The sequence below is a fragment of the Natrialba chahannaoensis JCM 10990 genome, assembly GCF_000337135.1.
Lineage (GTDB): Archaea > Halobacteriota > Halobacteria > Halobacteriales > Natrialbaceae > Natrialba > Natrialba chahannaoensis.
On sequence record NZ_AOIN01000055.1, the window covers coordinates 1 to 19,664 of the forward strand.

Here is a 19,664-nt window from a genome sequence, read left to right on the forward strand (position 1 = left end):
GTAGCTCTCGCTGAGCAGGTCTACGAGCATTGTTCCAAACTAACTCTACGACCTGCTCACTTCTCAAACTGGCCTAACTAGACACTGCCTCCCGGTAGAATCTCTTCTGAGATGCGCATTATATTGGATATGATCTTTCTTGGGCCGATTTCCCAGACATGATATAGAACCTCAGCCACATATGTGAAATAGAAAAACAATATTATTGTTGCCAGGATCAAAAATGTATTGGAGATTTCATCATATACGATATTGGTGACAAGAAGTGCTACAAGACTTGGAAAAGCTATTAAAACCATCATGCCAGATGTCTGGTAGTGGTCATACATTTTTGAAAGAATCTTATTATTCTCCTCCAATTCTGCTTCTCTGTCTGAGGTGTTTTCCTTCCCGGTTTCAACCAAGATGATATCTTTCTCTTGGCTTAGAACCGGATTTATTCTTGTGAATTTGTATACTGTGACCACGTGTATGTAAAATGTTATAGCAGATATTATGAAGAGTGAAAAGGAGACGAAGTAAAGTGATCTAAGAGTAGTTGTGATTAGTACTGAAGATTGTTGTCTCAAAAATGTATTACTTTCCAACCTGGCAGAGTTAATTGAATCTATTGATAGGAAACTCGCTGAAGGCAAATAACCCGCCGAAAGCAAACTGCCAATGGCCACCATTCCAGCAATTGTTGTCGCTATAATCACTCTTGATTTATTTTGTAAATATTTATACATTTCAAACTGCAAAGAGAGGTACTCCGTATATTCACCTTTTGCAATCTCCACTCGATCTCTCATACCCGGACAGTGGAATCCATATTACTAATATGTTAACAGAAACTCATTATTACTCCCGGTACTCAAATTCAAGTCACCAGACATACTGACGAATCCAATATCTTAGATAAGGGATTATGAGCACCTAATAAGGTGAATTAGAGAGAATCGCAGACGACCTACACCAGCCACCGTTTCGTGTGCTTCAACTGGAGTTCTGCGTGCGGAGCTGGGGGCGGGGCAGTGTAATTTTTTGGCTCTGTCCCCTTGGGGACACCCGTCAAGGGGCGTTTCGCGCGCAGCGCGAAATCGACCCGCATGGGGTGCGGCGCGATCGCGGTGCCGACCCCGGCCTCGAGCCGAGGACTACAACCAAAACTGGATAATCACCGATAGAATACAATCTGAGTTGCTGAAAACAAGTATCACGACAGTGTTGCCACTCACGAGGGCCGTTCTACCAGCTGGCGATCGAACCCACGCGGTGGCTGTCGCGTCCGCCGCCAGGTGTCCGCCAGACCATCGACACCTTGCTGAACTCCACTACGTCGTTCCCTGAGTGCCGCCAGGCGTCGATCGCCTCCTGTGCGACCTCGCGGGCGTTCTCGAAGCTATCACCCTTCAGCAGCGAGAGAATCGCATCGATGCGGAGCTTCTTCGGATTCCCTGCCTCGTCGTATTCGATCTCGGCACCGTTCTCCGCAAGCCACTGCTGGAACGGCGACGATTCAGCAACATGATCGGCGAGGCCCATCACGTGCTGAATCCGATCGGCGAAACTCTCGATCGCGTACTCCGCCGACTCAACGAGCGCACGCAACTCCTCGCGGTACTTCCGGACTCGGAAAGAGACCTTGCCCTGGTCCAACTCCAGAATGTCGTCCAGATCCTGAATCGCTCGGTAGATCGTCGCCGGGTGCTTGCCGAGTTGGTCGGCGAGTTCGTCGACGGTTGACCCACCATCGGTCGCGACCTCCTCGGTCACTTCCCGCGGCGTCTCACCCAGATCCTGCAGCGTGGTCATGAGCAGGTGCTCGCTCTTCGCCTCGAGGCGCGGCGTCGGATCGTCGTAGAGTTCGACCAGGTCGTCTCGAGCAACCGCGTCGAAGTGATCGTCTTCGACGTAGACACCGTTACCGTCCGGTCCGAGCGGGATATCTTCCCAGTGGAGCGCGTTCAGCAGTGTCTCCTCAATCTGCTCGGTGACCTCGTGCCGATCGGCCCACGCCCACGCCGTGTTGTCGTTCATCTTCTTGTTGACCAAGACCTCCACCTTCGGGTGGTACGACGGGTGGTCTTTCGAGACNTCGGCCCACGCCCACGCCGTGTTGTCGTTCATCTTCTTGTTGACCAAGACCTCCACCTTCGGGTGGTACGACGGGTGGTCTTTCGAGACTGCGTCTGGATCGGCCAGCTGGTAGATCTCGAACTTTCGGCCGTAGGTGTGGTCCGGGAAGAGTTCCTTCGTCGAGGCCGGGTTCAGTATCAACCGGTTCTGGTGGTTGATCACTTCCTCGTTGTCGATGTGGAGCTCGGCTTTGACTCCCTCCAGGTCGGAGAGATGGAGCGCGATCTTCTGCAGGACACCCGCCGAGGAGAGCTTCGCAGCCCATTCACGCCGAATACGGACGTAGCGCTCGTACGCCCACATGCGACTCGCCTCGTGCGGCGGCACTCGGAAGTATTCCGAGTGAATCCGTTCGTTGGCCTTCTCGAAGATCACCGCGAAGAACTCTGGCAGCAACTCGAGTCCACGTTCTGGTTCGATGTTACTCGTATGGAACTCGACGTCGACGCCGTCGACCTCGCCGACCTGATTCTCCCAGGGAAGGTTCACGGGTTCACCGGTTTCCCAGTGTCGCATGTTCGGGAACCGCGGAGAGATGTTGAACGACGCCTTGCTCTCGCCGCGCCCACGGCCCACGATATCCCACTCGTAGAGCCGTTCGGCGTTGATCCCGTCCGAGAGCCGCGGCGCGAACCCGGACTTGCTGTAGCTCACTTTGACGTGCCACGGTTCGCCGTCGATCTTGGTGTCCAGCTCGAGGTAGCCTTCGAACGGCGGGCCGAGCATGACCGACGAGAGCGCGTCGTACGGGCCGCGGCCCCAGTCGGGCCACTTCCAGCGGCCTTCGCACTCGTGCGGCGTCGTCTCGACCTGACTCACGCCTCCTCACCTCGTTCCTGCTCGAGGAGGCCCGAGAGAACCGCAACCGCGTTCCACCACGTCGCAGACCCACAGCGGTGACAGACGTGCTTGAGTGACGTGAGGTCTTCCGCCTCGAGTTCGGTCGGGTCCTTGCTCGGGTCTTTGCTCACTTCCGCGAGCGGAGCGCGCTTGACTCGCGTCCGCCCACAGCCCACGCAGATCGCGTCGACGGGAATGCCGACCTGACCGGCTGCTGGGCTCTCGAGTTCAGCGGCGAGATCTCGCTCGCCGTGCTCAAGGTCGGAACTCACAGCTGACCACCGTCCTCGAAACACCCGTGACGGTGACCGTCAGCGATCGTGTAGAGGCGCTGCTGGCAGAACCGACAGTCTCGAATCCGGTCAGCCCGGGCCCAGTTACCCAGAGCGTCCCGAATCTCGGCGCGGCCATCTCTGACCGCCAGATCGGTGGCGGAACTCATCGTCGATCACCGACTCTCGTCGACGGATCGACGCTCGCGGGATCGATGACGTGCGACCAGGCGAGCTTCGCGACCTCGGATTCCGAGCGCGACCCGCCGACCTCGTACCACCGACCGGTCAGCAACTCGTCGACGATCGTCGCCGGCACGATCGCGCGGGCCACCTGGGGAAGCCCCGGCCGCGGAGTGTAGACGACGAGCAGGTACATCCCAGCGGCTTCGAGCAACTGCTCGTGGGCGTCGCGCTTGACGTAGAACCGCCCGCGAGTCGTGCTGTCTCCGTTGCTCGTCTCTATCTGGCAGCCTTTGATCTCGACCGGCGTCTCCGGTTCGACCACCACAACGCCGTAGAACGGCAGCGAATGGGCCGGCTCGAGTAGCGCGGTCGTTCGTGCATCGTGCCAGGTTGCGGTCCGATCACCGACGTACTCCAGGGCGTTGATCGTCTGCACCAGCTCCGCCTCGAGTGCGTCGCCGCTGGCCTTCGAACTCTCGAGGGCCGACGTACGCGAACTCACAGCGGACCCTCCCGTGCGTCGCGAACGTCGCGCGTGCAGTCTGAACAGAGCCGGCGAAGCCCAGTGATCCGGTCACCGCATCGTTCGCACTCGTCGGCTTCGACGAGACGACTCACGCCGTCTCACCTCGGCTTTCGATTGCCAGACGAACTTCCTCGTCTGTCGCTTGATGGGCCGGATGAGCTATGGGCGTCTGACTCTCGACATCGTACAGCCGACTCGCCGGTACGAACGCCGGCTTACGCATCGGCCTCACCTCCATGCCGGCCGGCGGACGTTTCCGGATCTGGCACCGGCACGTCGACGCCAGCAGCGGAGCCACGGCTCAGTCGAGCGTACGAATCGCAGTCTCCACAGCGATGGGCTCGGTCCCGATCGTCACCGAAGACCCGGCGGAACCGATCGGTGACGTGGGCACCACAGTGTTCGCAGGTCGAATGGTCGACCGACGGCCACGGTGCGACCGTCACGCCGACCACNGGAACCGATCGGTGACGTGGGCACCACAGTGTTCGCAGGTCGAATGGTCGACCGACGGCCACGGTGCGACCGTCACGCCGACCACCCCCCATTTGCGAAGAAATTCGCATGACGTGACGGGGCCGCAATCTGTTTCCCGTTTGGATCAGATTTGACCCCGATGAGATTGAACCCCGAAAGCGACGAATTCGCTTCCGTGGATACCTCTACGGTAGGATTTGAATTAGTTGAGAATCGGGCCGTCTGTGAGTGGGCGCTACAGGNGATTGAACCCCGAAAGCGACGAATTCGCTTCCGTGGATACCTCTACGGTAGGATTTGAATTAGTTGAGAATCGGGCCGTCTGTGAGTGGGCGCTACAGGATTTGAACCCGTGACAGCTTGGTCCGAAGCCAAGTACTCTGTCCAGACTGAGCTAAGCGCCCGCATCCTTCCGTATCCGTCGACCTCCTATAAGTCACTCGATTTTCACCGCTTCCGACAGGCACCACCACACCCCCACTCCACCCGATCGCTCGGCCCCCTCTCGGTCATTCCCAGGCCATGAAAACCACCGTGATTGGTCTTTGTCTGCAGGGCAAAGACACCGCTGATGACCGCACACGAGTATACGGCCACCGCCGAATCGGCTCCGCCTGCATCCGATGCACTCGAGTTGCACCACACTGAGCCGGGGGTGGTGATGGTGGTGCCAGCGGATGCGAGTGAGGACGAGCGAGCGGAGGCATGGTTGACGGTGTCGGAGTCGGCGTGTTGTGAACTCGAGCGGTGGCGGTAGGGAGCGATTGATCGGCTGACCGGCTGACCGGCTGAGCAGTTGCAGCAGTACCACTACTGGCGGTAACTATCGGGAGCGACGAGGAGGCGGTAGTGGGTGAGTCTTTGCGACTGTGTCTATCTACCTGTGTCTCCGTCTGTGTGTGCCTGCACCTGTGCCTGCGCCGACATCAGTGATGGAACCATTGCTGCTGAACTGACGCCACTAGCCGGGAACACCAGCTGCACCCCCACGGTTTGGGCTCGATTGCGAGCTCCTCAACACATCCAGCACGCCCTCGAACGCGGACCGTACGGTTTAACCGGCCTGCCTGAGCACTCCCGGCAATGACAGCGGGGGAGACGATTCGCGGGTTACTCGAGCTGACACGACCGGTGAACGTGCTGGCCGCGAGCGTGTTGACGTTTATCGGCGCGTTCGTCGCTGGCGGCCTTGGCTCGTATCCACTGCAGACAGGCGCAGCAGTCGCCGCAACCGGGTTGGCAGTCGGTGCCGGGAACGCGATTAACGACTATTTTGACCGGGAGATCGACCGGATCAACCAGCCCGATCGGGCAATCCCGCGCGGGGCAGTGAGTCCGCGTGGCGCGCTCGTGTTCAGTATCGTGCTCTTCGCCGCCGCAGTTGGCCTCGCGCTCACCCTCCCCCTGGAAGCGCTCGCCATCGCCGGGATCAACCTGCTTGCGCTGGTGGCCTACACGGAGTACTTCAAGGGCCTTCCTGGCCTCGGAAACGCGCTGGTAGCCTACCTCGTCGGGAGCACCTTCCTCTTCGGCGCGGCGGCGGTCGGCGAGATCGGTCCCGCAGTGGTTCTGTTCGCGCTCGCGGCGGTCGCGACACTCTCCCGCGAGATCATCAAGGACGTCGAGGACATCGAAGGCGACCGCGAGGAGGGGCTGAACACTCTCCCGATCGCCATCGGCGAACGCCAGTCGCTGTACGTCGCAACCGCCCTGCTCGTGGTCGGCGTCGTCGCGAGTCCGCTGCCCTACGTGCTCGGCTACTTCGAACTCGAGTACCTCCTGCTCGTGCTCCCGGCGAACGCGATCATGATTGTGGCGGTCTACGAGAGTTTCGAGGACCCCACGATTGGGCAAACCCATCTCAAGTATGGCACCTTCCTCGCGGCGCTGGCATTTATCGTGGGACGGGCGGCACTCGAAGTCAACGTGTTCTGAGCCGAACGGAGTGCGAGCGAGTGGAGTCCAGCAGGGACCAGCCACGCAAGGACCGCTCGGGGAGGCGAGCACGGGCGAATCATACAATTGCCTACGGTCGCTACACGATACTATGACAGCGACCGTGGGAAGCAACGAGCCAGACGCGCTCCGAGAGATACTCGAGTGCGAGACGATCGCGGTCGTGGGCTGTTCGCGGACGCCGGGGAAGGCGGCCCACGACGTGCCAGCGTACATGCTCGAGCAGGGCTACGACGTGGTTCCGGTGAATCCGTTCGCGGACGAGATTTTTGGGCGAGAGGCGTTCGATTCGCTCGCAGACGTCGATGAGCAGTCCGACGACGACATTGACATCGATATCGTTTGTGTCTTCCGTCCGAGCGACGAGGTCGCCGGCGTCGTTGAGTCGGTACTCGAGTCCGCGGTCGGTGACGTGATCTGGCTTCAGCAGGGGATCCGCGACGACCAGGCGGCCGAGCGCGCTGTGGACGCCGGATACCGTGTCGTACAGGATCGGTGTCTCAAGGTCGACCACCGGCGGCTCGTCGTTTGACCGAGACCGAAAACAGGCGTAGTGGGCCTGGTGGCGGGTAGCACCGGCCATTGATCAAACACTGAGGGGTACCACCGACAGAGACTTACATACCAGCGGACTACACGAGAGACGTACCTATGTGTGACCGGTCCGGGAACTGTTCCAACGACGGGGTCTGTCAGCTCGTCCTGCGGAACCGGCAGACGGGCATGGATGTCGTCGAGCACCACTGCAAGGCACATCTCGTCCTTCGGGTGTGGGAGGTCGAGCGCGACGAGGAGTTCGAGGTTGTCGATGCGACGACGTTACAGCAGTCCTCGACGGCTGGGTAGCAATAGTGGGTTGTAGGTAACGGGTAACGGTCTCACGAGGAACCGAGAGACCGAGGAACGGGATACCAGATAGAATCTGTGAGCCAACGCCAAACTGTGGGCTGAGCGACGACTCACCGTTCACAACGTCTAGCCGTCTCCTGCCCACGTGAAAGGAGGCGCACGTGCTCACTACACGCTGACGCGACTACGCTACTGTGGCGGTTCTGTGAGAGTAGCCTAGGATGAGCAGCGACAGTCACACAGTCAGGAATCGAGTACTGCACACGCAACACGCATCGACGCCGTGCTCAGGAACTCCACTCTTCGAACGAGCGGTAGATCCCCTTCGAGAGATAGCGCTCACTCGAGTCCGGGAACACAGTAACGACGGTGTCGTGCGGCGTTTCAATTTCGCCGTCGGCGATCTCGCGGGCAACCTGCTTTGCAGCGACGCCGGCAGCACCGGCACTCGAGCCGACCAGGTGTCCTTCCTCGCGTGCGAGGCGCTCGAGTTCACCGTGTGCGTCCTGATCTGCAATCGGGTACACCGCGTCGACGAGTTCGGGGTCGAACAGCTCGTTCGTCTCGACGTTGTGGGTGCCGATCCCCTCGATCTTGTACTCGCCTTCCTCGCGGTCCTCACCGAGCAGTTCGCCGTAGACGGAGCCCTCGGGTTCGACTGCACCGACGTAGGTCTCCGTGTCCTGTTCGAGAGCGTAGCGGGCGATCCCCATCAGCGTGCCCGCGGTGCCACAGCCGGCGACGACGGCACCGACGTTCCCGTCCAGTGCCTCGTAGATTTCTGGGCCAGTGGTGGCGTAGTGGGCCTCCGTATTCAGCGGGTTAGCGAACTGCTGGGGGACGACGGCGTCGTCGAGTTCGTCGGCCAGTTCGTGTGCGCGGTCGATTGCGCCGCCCATGCCGTCCTCCGTCGGCGTGTTGATGACCTCTGCGCCGAGGGCTGCCATAAGCTGCTGTTTCTCGACGCTGAAGCGCTCGGGGACGACGAAGATGGCGTCGAGGCCGAGTTGCTGGGCGGCCGTCGCGAAGCCGATGCCTGTGTTGCCTGCAGTCGGCTCGATGACCGTGCCGCCCGCGGGAACATCGCCGCGTTCGAGCATCCGCTCGAGCATGTAGCGGCCGATCCTATCCTTGACGCTCGCGCCTGGGTTGAACGACTCGAGTTTCGCGTAGATTCGGACGCCCTGCGGGCCGTCTCGAATCCGTACGAGGGGCGTTTGCCCGATCGTCTCGAGCACCGAGTCCAACGGTCGCTCGTGGGTCGTCATCATGATGGCAAATGTTGCCACTGTTGTTAGGTCTTCCCTTTCTTCGTGTCCCAATCCGAGAGTCCCCTGTCCGAAAATCCTCGACCCAACACCGTTCCAGTGGGGTGGGTCACAATGTCACGACAGGGTGAACGTGAGTCCGTTGTCGCTAGTTCCGTCTCCAACCAACCCGCCCGCGTCGAATCGTGATATAGATTATATCACAAACTCTCAGTATGTTTATAACCAACGTGTCCGTCCTTCGGTGTACCGTTTCATGATCGACCGACGTGCATTGCGTTCGGTGTACGATCCGCTTGCGCCCCCTGCTTCCGGGCGGCCCGAGTAGCTGCAGCATTCTCCATCCGTTTGCCTCGCTCCGGCCTGTAGCCGCAGTACACCCATCACCGATGCACGTACATGTCAACCGCTATCGAAGCAGTCGCACACGCCAGTCGTTCGATCGATCTCGTATCGCCAGATAGCCACCCGCCCATCCGAGGATGGCCCCGCGTTTCTCGCGAGGATACCGCACCACCGCACCGGGGTGAGCAGTGAGATGGCGACCTCGAGTGCAGACACCAAGTCGGCCTCGGTGTGGCGCAATTGGGACTTCCGGCTGTTCTTCGCCGGCCAGTTCGTGACGAATCTTGGAGACAGTCTCTACACGGTCGCCGTGCTGTGGCTCGTCTACGACCTCAGCGGGTCGACCGTGCTGTCGGGCGTTGCCAGCTCTCTGCTGTTGCTTCCCTGGTTGCTCCAGTTGTTCGCCGGGCCGCTCGTCGATCGGCTTCCGCTCAAACCCGTCCTCGTTAGCGCACAGATCGTACAGGGAGTCGTCGTCCTTGTCTTGCCGTTGGCAGCGATTACTGGCCGACTGAGCGTTGGCGTGTTGTTCATGGTCATTCCGGTGCTTACGATCGCAGCGCCGCTCATGTCACCGATGCAGTCCGCCGTGCTCCCGCGTATCGTCGCTGAAGACCGACTCTCCAGCGCGAACTCCGCGCTGGCGACGGTCACACTGGGACTGGATATGCTGTTCGATGCACTGGGTGGCATCGTCATCGCCATCTTCGGTGTGACAGTGCTCTTCGTCTTCGATTCGATCACGTTTGCGATCGCTGCACTGTTGTTCGGGAAGATTACAGCACTCTCCGCGGATACCGTGAAACAGGAGCGAGAAGCGGAAGCGACGGACCCACTACTTGCCACATACATCTCTGATCTCCGAGTCGGGTTCGACGCACTCCGTGGAACCGTTTTCATCGAACTGGTTGTTCTCACGGCGATCGTCAACTTCGTGACCGGAATGACGCTTGCAATCTTGCCGTCGTTCGGGAGTCTACTCGACGGAGCCGCCGTCTACGGGCTGTTGCTCGGTGCACTCGGCACTGGTCGGCTCATCGGATCGGTTATCGCTCCGTCCTTTGAGCACGTCGGATACGGTCGCATTACGTTCGTGAGCTACCTGACGACCGCGTGCGTCTGGCTCGCGGCCGTGTTCGTCCCGTCGACTGCGCTCACGATCGCCCTGTTTGGCCTCGCCTGGATCCCGCCCGGGGTCAACAGCGTACTCACAGCGACGCTGAACCAGACGGTGTTCCCGAACGAACTCCTCGGACGGGTCACCTCGCTCAAGGGAACGGCCTCGGGAGGGACGCTCCCACTGGGATCGCTCGTCGGCGGCGTCGTCGCCGCAGTGATAGGGACGACGCCGACCATGGCAGTGGCTGCGCTTGGGTTCGGAGTCGCCGGACTGTACGTTCTTGCTCGTCCGCGACTCCGACAGCTGCCAGCGGTTGCGGGCGCGGATCTAGACGATTTCACCGTTCCGACCACGGACGTGCGAAACGCACCGTGATGTAACGGGTTCAATCAGATCACGTACAGGGACGCTGAATTTTTGCCGCGCTGCTATTCCCCGGTAGTGTCCGCTGAGAATCGCGAGAAGACGGTTCAGTGGCTGCGCGCAATTCAGAGGTTACTCGGCGGCCTGTTCGCCAGCGTCAGCGTTTGCAGCGTCTCCGCTTTCTGAACCGTCGGCATCCGTCTCGTCGTCTGCCTCGGCCGCGGCGAGGTCGTCAGCGTCATCGATGGCGGCATCGGCGAGGATCTGTTCGCCGTCGATGTCGTGCTCGTCAGCGATCGCGAGCAGCAACTGGCGCTGCTCTGCGATCTGGTGATCCATTCGTTTGACGGTATCGTGCGTGTCGTCAACCTCCCCTTCGAGATTCGTGATTCGCTGCTGAAGCTGCTGTACCTGCTTGTACATCGCTTCGGCGCGGTCGGAGAGGCCCTGAATCTTCTTTGCGGTGCTGCCAAGTCCCATGTATCAGCAATATAGCGGCTGGCTAATGGGCTTTTTCCTCCGATCGGCGCGCGAAACCAGCTGCTTGACGGCGCTCCAACCAGTAGATACCAGCGCGCCGTCGTGCGGTTGTCGAGGCGAAAGGTCCTTAAGTAGCCAGGGACTACATCCGAGTGGATAGGTCGGGCAGTTTGGCCCTGCTCACTACCCGCGCTATGGTCATTAGCGGGGACCAAATACCGCGGGCGTCCGGTCAGACCGACCGGGGCCTCGGGAGCCAACGTGGAAGCCTCGTCCGTCGGGGACAGCGGTCTACGGTGGCCGTCCGCAGGGACGTCCCATCGTGGTTAGCCGGCGACAGCCCATCAGGCGCGGAAGCGAGCAGTGGACCGCCGGACACCTGTCGCTCGACGGGTCGCGGGGTGGAGAAGGCAACCGGGATTCCCCCGGCCGGAACGCCGGGCAATCGCGGCCTCCACATTCATACTGCATTCTACTCGTTCAGCTTCAGCCACGGGTAGAGCGTTGGCTGGCAATTCTCGTGCTACTGGCAACATCGAAACATCGGCACTACCCGGAACACCCGAAACATGCACACCACCCACAACGCCCAGCATCGCAGCACCAGCCGCGACCACAACACGATTAGCCCTCAATCACCACCACAACATATGATCAGTCTCGCGCTTTCGATCCGGCAGGACGACTGCCCACTGAGCGCGGCCAGCGACACCCACGACATCGCGTTCGTCACCCCACACTGGCACTACGACCACGACCGCTCCCAACTCGAGTTGCGCATCCTCGCAGACGCCGCCGACCGGACCGCACTCGAGTGCGGGCTGGACGTGATCCGTGCGCACGCAGAAACGGACTCCTTCAACTTACTCGCAAAACAGGGTGGAACCGCGCGCGTCCACCTGACGATGGGGACGACCGTGACGATGGGCACCGTCGTCGCCAACGGTGGCTACCTCACCGCGCCCTTCGAGAACGTCGATGGCCGCGAGCGCTGGCAGATCGGATTCGACGACGAGCGCGCGGTCGAACACACGCTGACCGTCCTCAGCGAGCACGACGACGAGTTCGAGGTCCACGACCGCCAGCGCCTTGACCCCGAGACGGTGCTCGCGGATGTCCGCGCCGATGCAATCGGTACCACCGTCCTTGAGGGCGCACGACAACTCACCGCAACTGAGCGCGAGACCATTCGCCGGGCCGTCGTTGGCGGCTACTATGCGGTCCCGCGGACGGCGACGCTCGGCGACCTCGCGACCGACCTCGGCGTCTCGGACGCCGCGGTTTCGAAGACGCTCCGACGCGCCGAACAGAAGTTGTTGGCTCCGATGGTGAAGGCACTCGAGTCCACTGCGGAATCACGCACTGGTCGATTGGGGTGGCCCGAAGATAAGCACGGTCACGATTACGAGTGTGAGCGCGAACGCAGGTATCGGCGTCAATAAGCACTATTTTCGTGAACTACCCCACCCTACTCAGCCGCTGGTGCGGCTTCGTTGAGGGTAGCGTGAGACCGACGGTCTCACGGACCATGCGAACGGGCGCTTCGCGCCCGTGAGCAGATGGGGCTTCCTGTTTCTATGACGCGCTTTGCAGACACCGAATGGGTGTCCGTAGGGAGCGCAGTCTCCACAGGTGTGTCTTCGGGCCATCCCAGCCCTAACTCAGAAAAGCCGCGCTGCAAGACGTTCACCGCCGTCGCAAAATCGCACGCGATTTTGCTGCCCGTCAGACGTAGTCTGACGACCGCGTTCGCGTCCCGGTCACACTCGAACCCACACGACGGACACGAGTGTTCTCTGATCCAGATCGGTTTCGCTGTTTCCACACCGCACGACGCGCATTCCTTCGTCGTCCCAGCGGCTTCCACCTGAACGACGTGACAGCCGTACAAGTCTGCCTTATATTCGAGGAGGGAGATGAACTGTCGCCACGCTGCATCCTGTTTGTTCCGAGCGTTGTACGACTGTTCCAACATCCCCTTCACATCCAAGTCCTCGACGAATACGGCGTCGTATTCGCGGACGAACCACGTCGACAACTTGCGTTGTTCACGGCGGAGGAGGGCGTATTCGTCTTCGAGGTCGAGCCAGCCCACGATCTTGCCGTCACTAGTGTGGATGTAGTTCAGAATGCCGAGATCAACACCGACGCTGTTGCTCGTGTCGAGCGAATCTACGTCAGGTTTCTCGGGTAGATCAGCTTCATCGGTTTCGAGGCCGAAGGAGACGAACCACTCACCAGTTGTCTCCTTCTTGATGATGACTTCTTTGATGGCTGCTTCGTCTGGAATCTCCGGTGGTAGCGGATCGGGATGTCGCCGATTTTGGAGAGCCAGAGCGTCGCACGTCGGCCACTCGTGTTTTTGAGTTCGAAGCCAGACTGCGAGTACGTCATACTTTGAAACTCTCTCGGGGACTTCCACTTGAGTTTCCCGACCTTTCGACCGTTTTGTTTCTGCTCGGAGAGTCCGGCAAGGTTCTGGTAGAACCGGGTGACGGTTCGTTGCAGAGCCTTCGAGTTAACTTCCGAGAAGACGGGGAACTCGTCTTTCCAGTCGGGGAGTCGGTAGTGGTGTTTGTATGCGGAACCGATATCGTCGGCGTCTACGTTCTCGTACTCGTACAGGGTGTAGTTGTACGCTTGGCGATGAATGTCGATGTGATGTTGCAGTTCAACCGCTCCCTCTTGTGTCGGGTATGCAGGGTAGCGGTGACTGTACTCCATCGCTATCTCTCGGTTAGAGATGTGTTAGCTTAATGGTTTGTACTACCGTGCGGTAAAACCGCACTCATTCCCGGTGTTGGTTGGTCAAATCGCTGTTTGACCTCCCTGAAGACATATAGAGATTCATACCAAGTAGTTGTTCATGAAGCGACGCAAATTTCTTGCTGTCGGTGGTCTCGCTCTTGGAGTGGGGTATGCATGGAACAGGTTTCGATCCCCGTCAATCCCCAGTGGTATGACTGTGGATACGCGATACTACGACGGAAATATTTTCGATGCGCGTGATGTGTTTGGGCCGAGAGAAGAGTCACACACGCTCATAACTGACGAAGAAACCGCAGCCGCCGAATTTAGAGATCTTGAACAACTGTCCGATTTCACCAAAGAGACCAGTTTTGATGAATCATATATCCTCGTTGTTCAAAACGGAATGCGGTCAGAAGACGATCTCGAATTACGTTCGATTGACCGTGTTGAAGGCGGCTTACAGGTCGCTATTTCGATAGACAAGCCACTAATCCCCGACCACGACGACCTGATCACGCATACTCTTCTCATCAGGATTACTGACAAGAAAACCGTGCCCACGTCAGTAGATGTCAGTATAGACGGTTATTGATGATCGGGCTATTTCATCAGGGTTTGACAACCCCCCATCAGTTCCTGCATCGTATATCTCTCCTGTACTAACCGAAGGACCTGTAGGACTATAGTAACAACTGCAACTATTTACACACTGGCCGCACAGCTGTCGTGCGATCAGGTGTGCATTGACTTGCAGTGGCTACTATAGCTCCATCGGAGGAGTTCAGTAGAGCCGAAGATGACGAACGCGAGCACACCGAATCCAGTCTGGTCGCCCACTCGAACCGAGGTTAACATCCTAACGATAGCATCCATCCCCGGACAGTTCCTACTCCGAATGTGTACTGGAAAGCCGTTTCATTGCCGTCGATCTCGCCGTATCTCTTCGCACTGGCCCCGCTCGCTGCCGCAGCGCTCTGGGGTGGCCTCTACGGCGTCAGCAAGTGGGGATTCGATGCGGTCCCACCGCTGACGCTTGCGTTCCTGCGAGTCGCCGTCGGTGCAGTTGCACTGCTCACTGTCGTCCACCTGGTCTACCCACGCCGGCGCTTTTCCCGACGAGACCTGCTCAGCTTCACGGTTCTTGGTGCGGTTGTTGCAGTCTCGCTCGCGACGCAGTTCGTCGGCACCGCGCTGACGACCGCCAGCCAGGGCTCGCTCATCACCGTCCTGACGCCGATTTTCACGATCCTGCTCGGCGTCTCCCTGCTTGGCGAGGAGCTCTCGCCGCGGCTCATCGCTGGCATCATCATCGCGACTGCTGGCACCGTCGTCGTCCTCTCCGGCCAGTATCACCTCGCCGAACTCGCCGGTGTCGCGACGACCGGCATCCTCATGCTCCTGCTCGCGAGCGCGACGTGGGCACTATACACCGTCCTCGGAAAGCCACTGATCGAGCGCTACTCCGCACTCGAGACGGCGACGTACTCCTGTGTTGCTGCCGTGCCGATACTCGCCGTCCTCGTGCCGGTCGAACTCGCCCGCACCGAGGCCTCGTTGTCGTCGATTCCGGTGACGCCGGAACTTATCGTCGCGGTGCTCTACCTCGGACTCCTCGGAACGGCTGCCGCGTGGTACCTCTGGTACAAGGGACTCGAGTACGTCGACGCGAGCGTCATCTCGGCGTTCTTTTTCGTCCAGCCGGTCGTCGGGGCGATTTTCGGGGCGGCGGTGCTTGGGGAGTCGCTCGGCTCGCGGTTCGTGCTGGGTGGTGCCGTGATGGCGGTTGGCGTCTATCTGGTGTCGACGGAGTCGGCGGCCTGAGTCGGCGTGACCTGTCTGCTCCAAAAGAGTCGCTGTGTCTCTTCTCGTTGCTTGCCGATCCGTACTGATGGTTGTCTGTGGCTGTCTGTGACTGGTGGTGCTTGTCGGTGGTTCCGGCGTTTATCGGTGGAAAACGGCCGTATGGCCCCGTGTATCGATCAACTGTGCGTTGACGCTGTCTGCGAGGCCTGCTGCCTTTTCCTCGGTCGAACTGCCGGCTCGGGCCGCGCGGAGGAACTTCACCTTCACGAGGTCTCGATCCGCGAGCTGGTCGTTGAGTTCGTCGACGACGGCGTCGACGCCACTCTTGCCGACCCAGACGGTAACGTCGACATCGTGGGCCCGCTGTTTGAGTTGCTGGTGGTCCATACCGACACGTATCGGGTCCAGGCGGTTAATCCTCTCGAAGACAGGGCTGTGCTGTCATCGCTGCCACGACACCAGCATTCGCGGTCAGTGCTCGGTAACGGACGACTCTGACCCGGTGTCCGACACAGCACCATCCGCTCGATCCTCATAGGGATACCGTGCGTGGGCACCACACTCACAGGAGATTACGACGTGGCCGTTCTGCAGCCTGACTCTGGCGTTCTTGCCCGGACGAAGATAGGCGTCACAGGCGTCACAAGTGAACCGCCGGAACGAACGTGGCAAGGTCAAACGATTACGCTCTGCGACGCGACGGGCGAGACGAACGTAGTATCGCGCGCGGTCGTCCTCGCCGTCGGCTGCCGCCGCTCGAGCGAGGTCATGGAGGCGATCAATCCGTTCCTCGGCGACGGTCATGGCCACGGGTTGTACCGGTTCGCCTATTGGTGTTGTGTTCTGTTCCGTCAGCTCTCACGCATCATCGATTCCGATACATCGCTGGTTCACGCACATCGCTGGATCCAGAACACACTGGTTCCACCTTTTCCGACTGGCACCCAGAATTTCACTCATCAATTCTGCCTCAGGAACGGTTTAACTACCTCATATCGGTGTGTCTGACGTTCAGTTCGACTAGCTTTACTCGAGTACACCACCGTTCAACAGCACCGTATTCCGAAGCGTTTTATACGGGGGGTGTCGACGACCTGAAGTGTACGACCGACCGCACTGTCCCGCCCCGTGACTACATCACGAGACCCCCCTCCACTGATCGTACTGCGATCGACAACCCGTGAACGCGCTACAGCTCCCCCTCCGACCCGATGACGGACGCCGTTTCCACGCATACATCACCAGAGCGAATATCGAATGCTATGCGTTCCCGTCACTCGGTTACCGTCACTATAACGATACGTCGTTGGATCAAACCGAAACTGAGCCCGACGGACGACTCCCATCTCCACCACCGAAACGTCCCGATCTCTCCCAGACTACACAGAATGACGACGACCCTCAGCACGACAGCCGAAGCGAGACCGACAGCGAGAGAAACGATTCGTGGTCCACTCACGACCGTCTCCAGACAGCCGAACACAACCATAACCACGACAAACGGAGGTGCAACGCATGAACTCGCCGTCTGACGACGCTGACACTGGCACCAGCCGCCGATCGCTCCTTGCCGCCGGTGCGACCGGGCTATCGATCGCTGCGAGCGGCTGTATCGACCGCGTCCAGAGTGTCGTCGACTCCGATGCTGCCGAACAGCTCTCGCTCTCCATTCTCTCTCTCCCCGCCGCCGACGGCGACCGAGAGAGCGCCGAAATCGCGCGCCATCTCGAGGGTAACCTCGAGGCAGTCGGCATCGACGCGACGATCAGCACTCGTTCTGAGTCAGAGTTTCTGGAGGCGATCTTGATCGATCAGGACTTCGACCTCTACGTCGGTCGCCACCCGGCAGACTTCGACCCGGATTTTCTCTACGAGACGCTGCATTCCACCTACGAGTACGACCAAGGCTGGCAGAACCCGTTCAGTTTCACCGACACGCTGTCGATCGATCCGTTGCTCGAGCGCCAGCGCAACGAAACTGGTGCCGATCGCGAACGGGCCGTCACAGAACTGCTAGAGGCAATTGCACAGGTGAAGCCGTTCGAACCGATCTGTGTCGCGAACGAGTACCGGGCCGTTCGGACGGACCGATTCGACGGCTGGGACGAAACCCACCTCGGGACCGGCAGAGGCTACCTCGGACTCGAATCCGCCACTTCGTCCGACACCGAACAGCTTCACGCACTCGTCACGGACCAGCGGCTGGCCCAGACCTTCAACCCGCTTTCCCCGACGACGCGCGAGCAAGATGTCATCGTCGATCTGGTGTACGACTCGCTCGCCGTTCCAACGTGGTCCGTCCCCGACGAGGCAGAGGCGACCGAGGAGGAGACACAAGCGGGCGCAGAAGTGATCGACGCGGCAAACGTCTCGATCGAACCTTGGCTCGCGACCGACTGGGAGTGGGACGGCGACACCCGAACCATGACCGTCGACATCCGCGAGGACTGTACGTTCCACGACCACACCGAGGGCGACAGCAACGACGACAATGGCAACAACGGTACCGACAGTGCCATTCCACTCACCGCCGAGGATGTCAGGTTCACCTATCGCTTCCTCGCGGACACGACGTACGGACGCACCTCGAGTGCTTCGCCCGCACCACGCTATCAGGGCCACGCGAGCGCCGTCGACTCAGTCACCGTCGAGGACGACTACCGACTCACGATCTCGTTCTCGACGGACCGAGCCGTTGCTGAGCGCGCGCTGACGGTCCCAATCCTTCCATCCGGATCGGACTCACCCTGGATCGCCCATCTCGAAAGCAGGGTCGACTCCACAGACGACGACTGGTCGCCGACGCAGGGCGACTGGAGCATCGTGACGACCGATCATGCGCCACCAACTGGCAGTGGACCCTACAAATACGACTCCCACGACGCAGGCGAATCTGTCACGCTAACGCGCTTCGAGGACCACTTTACGCTCCGAGACGACGATCACGACCTGCCAGCGCCCACAGCCGACGAACTCCACTTCGAAGTCGATCCGGGTACGAGTTCGTCGGTCGAACGGGTCGCAAGCGGCGACGCCGACATCACGACATCGGTGCTCGATACGTACGCACTCGAGTCAACGTTAGACGACGAGGCTGTGTCGTTCGTCGAATCTCCCTCGTGGTCGTTCTATCATGTCGGCTTCAACACGCACAACACGCTGTGTAGCAGCCCCCGATTCCGTCGTGCGGTCTCGCAACTGATCGACAAGCAGTGGGTCGTCGAGGACGTGTTCGCGGCGGAAGACAGCGCACGACCCGTCGCGACGCCGGTTGCCGAGGAGTGGACGCCTGACTCACTCGCCTGGGACGACGGCGAGCTGGTAACGACGTTCATCGGTGAGGATGGTGATGTCAACGTCGACGCTGCGCGAGAATTGTTTGCATCGGCATTCGAGTACGACGGCGGGGAGCTTGTACGGTAACACAACATCACATGCTTGCACAAGTACTCACACGAGTCGCGCTCGTCGTTGCGGTCGCGCTCTTGGTCTCGCTCGTCGTCTTCGTCGGTCGCGACCGGCTCCTCTCACTACGGACGGAGTGGCGACCGCGACTCCGCCAGAGCGCTCCTGCGTTCGCCCTCTTGCTCGCGGTCCTCGGACTGAATCGGATCATGCGCCAGGACGGATACGACATCTCACAGGCGTACGGCGTCCATATGACCGAGGTGTTCTACTCGCTTGAGGGCGAGCTCGTCCTGGCCTTTCGAGCGATTGCGACACCGGAAGTGACGACGTTCTTCTCGATCTCGTACGTTTACGTCTACGCGTTCGTGCTGGTCTTCCCGGTCGTCGCCTACTTTGCGCTCTCGGACACTGTCGTCCTTCGACAGCTGTTGACCGCGTACTCGCTCAACTACGTGATCGGACTCACCTTCTACCTGCTCGTGATCGCTTACGGGCCGCGAAACGTCATGATCGAGGGAATGGACGCAACACACCTCTACTACGCGAGTCCGGAGTACATTCACCTTACAACGGAGGTCAACCAGAATCGGAACGTCTTCCCCTCGTTGCACACTTCGCTGTCTGCAACCGTCGCTATCTTCGCCTACATGACCCGCGACCAGTACCGAGCGTGGTTCCCTGTCGCCGTCGGCCTCGCGACGAGCGTCATCATCTCGACGATGTACCTTGGCATCCACTGGGCCATCGACGTGGTTGCTGGCCTCATCCTCGCCGTCGTCTGCGTTGCACTTGCAAAGCGACTCGTGGGCCGCTGGTCGCTGTTGGCTCTTCTTGAGCGCGTTCGAGCCGCCGGACGGAGCGAGGCTACATCCGGTTCGGGCCGCAAGCAAGGGTAGTTGGGT

The 19,664-nt window shown here is 60.0% G+C and carries 20 protein-coding genes, 1 tRNA gene, 1 other RNA gene and 1 pseudogene; 11 read left to right on the forward strand and 12 right to left on the reverse strand.

Annotated elements, in window-relative coordinates:
* Positions 1-77 precede the first annotated feature (77 nt).
* The 7 genes from C482_RS08790 to C482_RS08815 all read right to left on the reverse strand — a co-directional run bounded on the left by C482_RS08790 (position 78) and on the right by C482_RS08815 (position 4,823).
* Positions 78-791 (reverse strand): hypothetical protein, encoded by a 714-nt coding sequence (locus tag C482_RS08790; RefSeq protein ID WP_006167199.1) that lies wholly within the window; start codon positions 789-791, stop codon positions 78-80.
* A 436-nt stretch (positions 792-1,227) separates the two neighbouring features.
* Positions 1,228-2,937: a DUF7845 domain-containing protein gene (locus C482_RS08795; RefSeq protein ID WP_006167200.1), complete on the reverse strand. Its 1,710-nt coding sequence runs from the start codon at positions 2,935-2,937 to the stop codon at positions 1,228-1,230.
* Entirely contained in the window at positions 2,934-3,230 is a 297-nt protein-coding gene (locus C482_RS08800; RefSeq protein ID WP_006167201.1) for a hypothetical protein, read from the reverse strand. Before C482_RS08800 ends, C482_RS08795 begins: the two co-directional genes overlap by 4 nt.
* Entirely contained in the window at positions 3,227-3,400 is a 174-nt protein-coding gene (locus tag C482_RS21490; RefSeq protein ID WP_161605595.1) for a hypothetical protein, read from the reverse strand. Before C482_RS21490 ends, C482_RS08800 begins: the two co-directional genes overlap by 4 nt.
* Entirely contained in the window at positions 3,397-3,918 is a 522-nt protein-coding gene (locus tag C482_RS08805; protein WP_006167202.1) for a hypothetical protein, read from the reverse strand. Before C482_RS08805 ends, C482_RS21490 begins: the two co-directional genes overlap by 4 nt.
* A 239-nt stretch (positions 3,919-4,157) precedes the next feature.
* Positions 4,158-4,397 (reverse strand): DUF7563 family protein, encoded by a 240-nt coding sequence (locus tag C482_RS08810; protein ID WP_049896589.1) that lies wholly within the window; start codon positions 4,395-4,397, stop codon positions 4,158-4,160.
* A gap of 351 nt (positions 4,398-4,748) precedes the next feature.
* Positions 4,749-4,823: transfer RNA gene (locus C482_RS08815), tRNA-Arg, on the reverse strand.
* A 167-nt stretch (positions 4,824-4,990) separates the two neighbouring features.
* On the opposite strand from C482_RS08815, the gene C482_RS08820 reads away from it, so the two are divergent.
* From C482_RS08820 to C482_RS08835, 4 genes are all read left to right on the forward strand, one after another.
* On the forward strand, positions 4,991-5,176 hold the full coding sequence (locus C482_RS08820) for a DUF7511 domain-containing protein (RefSeq protein ID WP_006167204.1): 186 nt from the start codon (positions 4,991-4,993) through the stop codon (positions 5,174-5,176).
* 326 nt (positions 5,177-5,502) lie between these two features.
* Positions 5,503-6,354: a geranylgeranylglycerol-phosphate geranylgeranyltransferase gene (locus C482_RS08825; protein WP_006167205.1), complete on the forward strand. Its 852-nt coding sequence runs from the start codon at positions 5,503-5,505 to the stop codon at positions 6,352-6,354.
* Positions 6,355-6,466: 112 nt separating this feature from the next.
* Positions 6,467-6,907, forward strand: a complete 441-nt coding sequence (locus C482_RS08830; protein ID WP_006167206.1) for a CoA-binding protein — start codon at positions 6,467-6,469, stop codon at positions 6,905-6,907.
* Positions 6,908-7,026: 119 nt separating this feature from the next.
* The gene (locus tag C482_RS08835; protein ID WP_006167207.1) at positions 7,027-7,221 is read left to right on the forward strand and encodes a hypothetical protein; all 195 of its coding nucleotides are present in this window, start codon (positions 7,027-7,029) and stop codon (positions 7,219-7,221) included.
* Positions 7,222-7,511: 290 nt separating this feature from the next.
* Here C482_RS08835 and C482_RS08840 read toward each other — a convergent pair whose 3' ends face one another.
* Positions 7,512-8,492, reverse strand: a complete 981-nt coding sequence (locus C482_RS08840; RefSeq protein WP_006167208.1) for a PLP-dependent cysteine synthase family protein — start codon at positions 8,490-8,492, stop codon at positions 7,512-7,514.
* 538 nt (positions 8,493-9,030) lie between these two features.
* Here C482_RS08840 and C482_RS08845 point away from each other — a divergent pair.
* Positions 9,031-10,332, forward strand: a complete 1,302-nt coding sequence (locus C482_RS08845; protein ID WP_006167209.1) for an MFS transporter — start codon at positions 9,031-9,033, stop codon at positions 10,330-10,332.
* 120 nt (positions 10,333-10,452) lie between these two features.
* On the opposite strand, the gene C482_RS08850 is transcribed toward C482_RS08845, so the two are convergent.
* Positions 10,453-10,800, reverse strand: coding sequence for a DUF5798 family protein (locus C482_RS08850; protein ID WP_006167210.1), 348 nt, complete (start codon positions 10,798-10,800; stop codon positions 10,453-10,455).
* Between the two features lie 149 nt (positions 10,801-10,949).
* On the opposite strand from C482_RS08850, the gene ffs reads away from it, so the two are divergent.
* Together ffs and C482_RS08855 are read left to right on the forward strand one after the other, a co-directional pair.
* An RNA gene (ffs, locus tag C482_RS20405) (signal recognition particle sRNA) lies at positions 10,950-11,261 on the forward strand.
* Positions 11,262-11,450: 189 nt separating this feature from the next.
* Positions 11,451-12,242, forward strand: coding sequence for a helix-turn-helix domain-containing protein (locus C482_RS08855; RefSeq protein ID WP_006167211.1), 792 nt, complete (start codon positions 11,451-11,453; stop codon positions 12,240-12,242).
* Between the two features lie 77 nt (positions 12,243-12,319).
* Here the strand turns inward: C482_RS08855 and C482_RS08860 are convergent.
* A pseudogene (locus tag C482_RS08860) lies at positions 12,320-13,524 on the reverse strand (RNA-guided endonuclease InsQ/TnpB family protein).
* A 142-nt stretch (positions 13,525-13,666) separates the two neighbouring features.
* On the opposite strand from C482_RS08860, the gene C482_RS08865 reads away from it, so the two are divergent.
* Positions 13,667-14,143 carry a hypothetical protein gene (locus C482_RS08865; RefSeq protein WP_241431908.1) on the forward strand — a complete coding sequence of 159 codons (477 nt, stop codon included), beginning with the start codon at positions 13,667-13,669 and terminating at the stop codon, positions 14,141-14,143.
* 305 nt (positions 14,144-14,448) lie between these two features.
* Entirely contained in the window at positions 14,449-15,372 is a 924-nt protein-coding gene (locus C482_RS08870; RefSeq protein ID WP_006167213.1) for a DMT family transporter, read from the forward strand.
* Positions 15,373-15,492: 120 nt separating this feature from the next.
* Here the strand turns inward: C482_RS08870 and C482_RS08875 are convergent, their stop codons facing one another.
* Both C482_RS08875 and C482_RS08880 read right to left on the reverse strand, forming a co-directional pair.
* Complete coding sequence (locus tag C482_RS08875) at positions 15,493-15,741, reverse strand: YhbY family RNA-binding protein (RefSeq protein ID WP_006167214.1); 249 nt, start codon at positions 15,739-15,741, stop codon at positions 15,493-15,495.
* Between the two features lie 84 nt (positions 15,742-15,825).
* Entirely contained in the window at positions 15,826-16,158 is a 333-nt protein-coding gene (locus tag C482_RS08880) for a ribonuclease P protein component 4 (protein WP_006167215.1), read from the reverse strand.
* A 711-nt stretch (positions 16,159-16,869) separates the two neighbouring features.
* Here C482_RS08880 and C482_RS08885 point away from each other — a divergent pair.
* Positions 16,870-18,777 (forward strand): ABC transporter substrate-binding protein, encoded by a 1,908-nt coding sequence (locus tag C482_RS08885; RefSeq protein WP_006167216.1) that lies wholly within the window; start codon positions 16,870-16,872, stop codon positions 18,775-18,777.
* Positions 18,778-18,788: 11 nt separating this feature from the next.
* On the forward strand, positions 18,789-19,658 hold the full coding sequence (locus tag C482_RS08890) for a phosphatase PAP2 family protein (protein ID WP_006167217.1): 870 nt from the start codon (positions 18,789-18,791) through the stop codon (positions 19,656-19,658).
* Positions 19,659-19,664: the final 6 nt, after the last annotated feature.

Bases quoted from the DNA above. Each gene is read 5' to 3' on its own strand.
- C482_RS08875 (WP_006167214.1), bottom strand. From the start codon at position 15,741: ATGGACCACCAGCAACTCAAACAGCGGGCCCACGATGTCGACGTTACC.
- C482_RS08840 (WP_006167208.1), bottom strand. From the start codon at position 8,492: ATGACGACCCACGAGCGACCGTTGGACTCGGTGCTCGAGACGATCGGG.
- C482_RS08845 (WP_006167209.1), top strand. From the start codon at position 9,031: ATGGCGACCTCGAGTGCAGACACCAAGTCGGCCTCGGTGTGGCGCAAT.
- C482_RS08855 (WP_006167211.1), top strand. From the start codon at position 11,451: ATGATCAGTCTCGCGCTTTCGATCCGGCAGGACGACTGCCCACTGAGC.
- C482_RS08890 (WP_006167217.1), top strand. From the start codon at position 18,789: ATGCTTGCACAAGTACTCACACGAGTCGCGCTCGTCGTTGCGGTCGCG.
- C482_RS08820 (WP_006167204.1), top strand. From the start codon at position 4,991: ATGACCGCACACGAGTATACGGCCACCGCCGAATCGGCTCCGCCTGCA.
- C482_RS21490 (WP_161605595.1), bottom strand. From the start codon at position 3,400: ATGAGTTCCGCCACCGATCTGGCGGTCAGAGATGGCCGCGCCGAGATT.
- C482_RS08830 (WP_006167206.1), top strand. From the start codon at position 6,467: ATGACAGCGACCGTGGGAAGCAACGAGCCAGACGCGCTCCGAGAGATA.
- C482_RS08790 (WP_006167199.1), bottom strand. From the start codon at position 791: ATGAGAGATCGAGTGGAGATTGCAAAAGGTGAATATACGGAGTACCTC.
- C482_RS08835 (WP_006167207.1), top strand. From the start codon at position 7,027: ATGTGTGACCGGTCCGGGAACTGTTCCAACGACGGGGTCTGTCAGCTC.
- C482_RS08850 (WP_006167210.1), bottom strand. From the start codon at position 10,800: ATGGGACTTGGCAGCACCGCAAAGAAGATTCAGGGCCTCTCCGACCGC.
- C482_RS08865 (WP_241431908.1), top strand. From the start codon at position 13,667: ATGAAGCGACGCAAATTTCTTGCTGTCGGTGGTCTCGCTCTTGGAGTG.
- C482_RS08880 (WP_006167215.1), bottom strand. From the start codon at position 16,158: ATGACCGTCGCCGAGGAACGGATTGATCGCCTCCATGACCTCGCTCGA.
- C482_RS08825 (WP_006167205.1), top strand. From the start codon at position 5,503: ATGACAGCGGGGGAGACGATTCGCGGGTTACTCGAGCTGACACGACCG.
- C482_RS08885 (WP_006167216.1), top strand. From the start codon at position 16,870: ATGAACTCGCCGTCTGACGACGCTGACACTGGCACCAGCCGCCGATCG.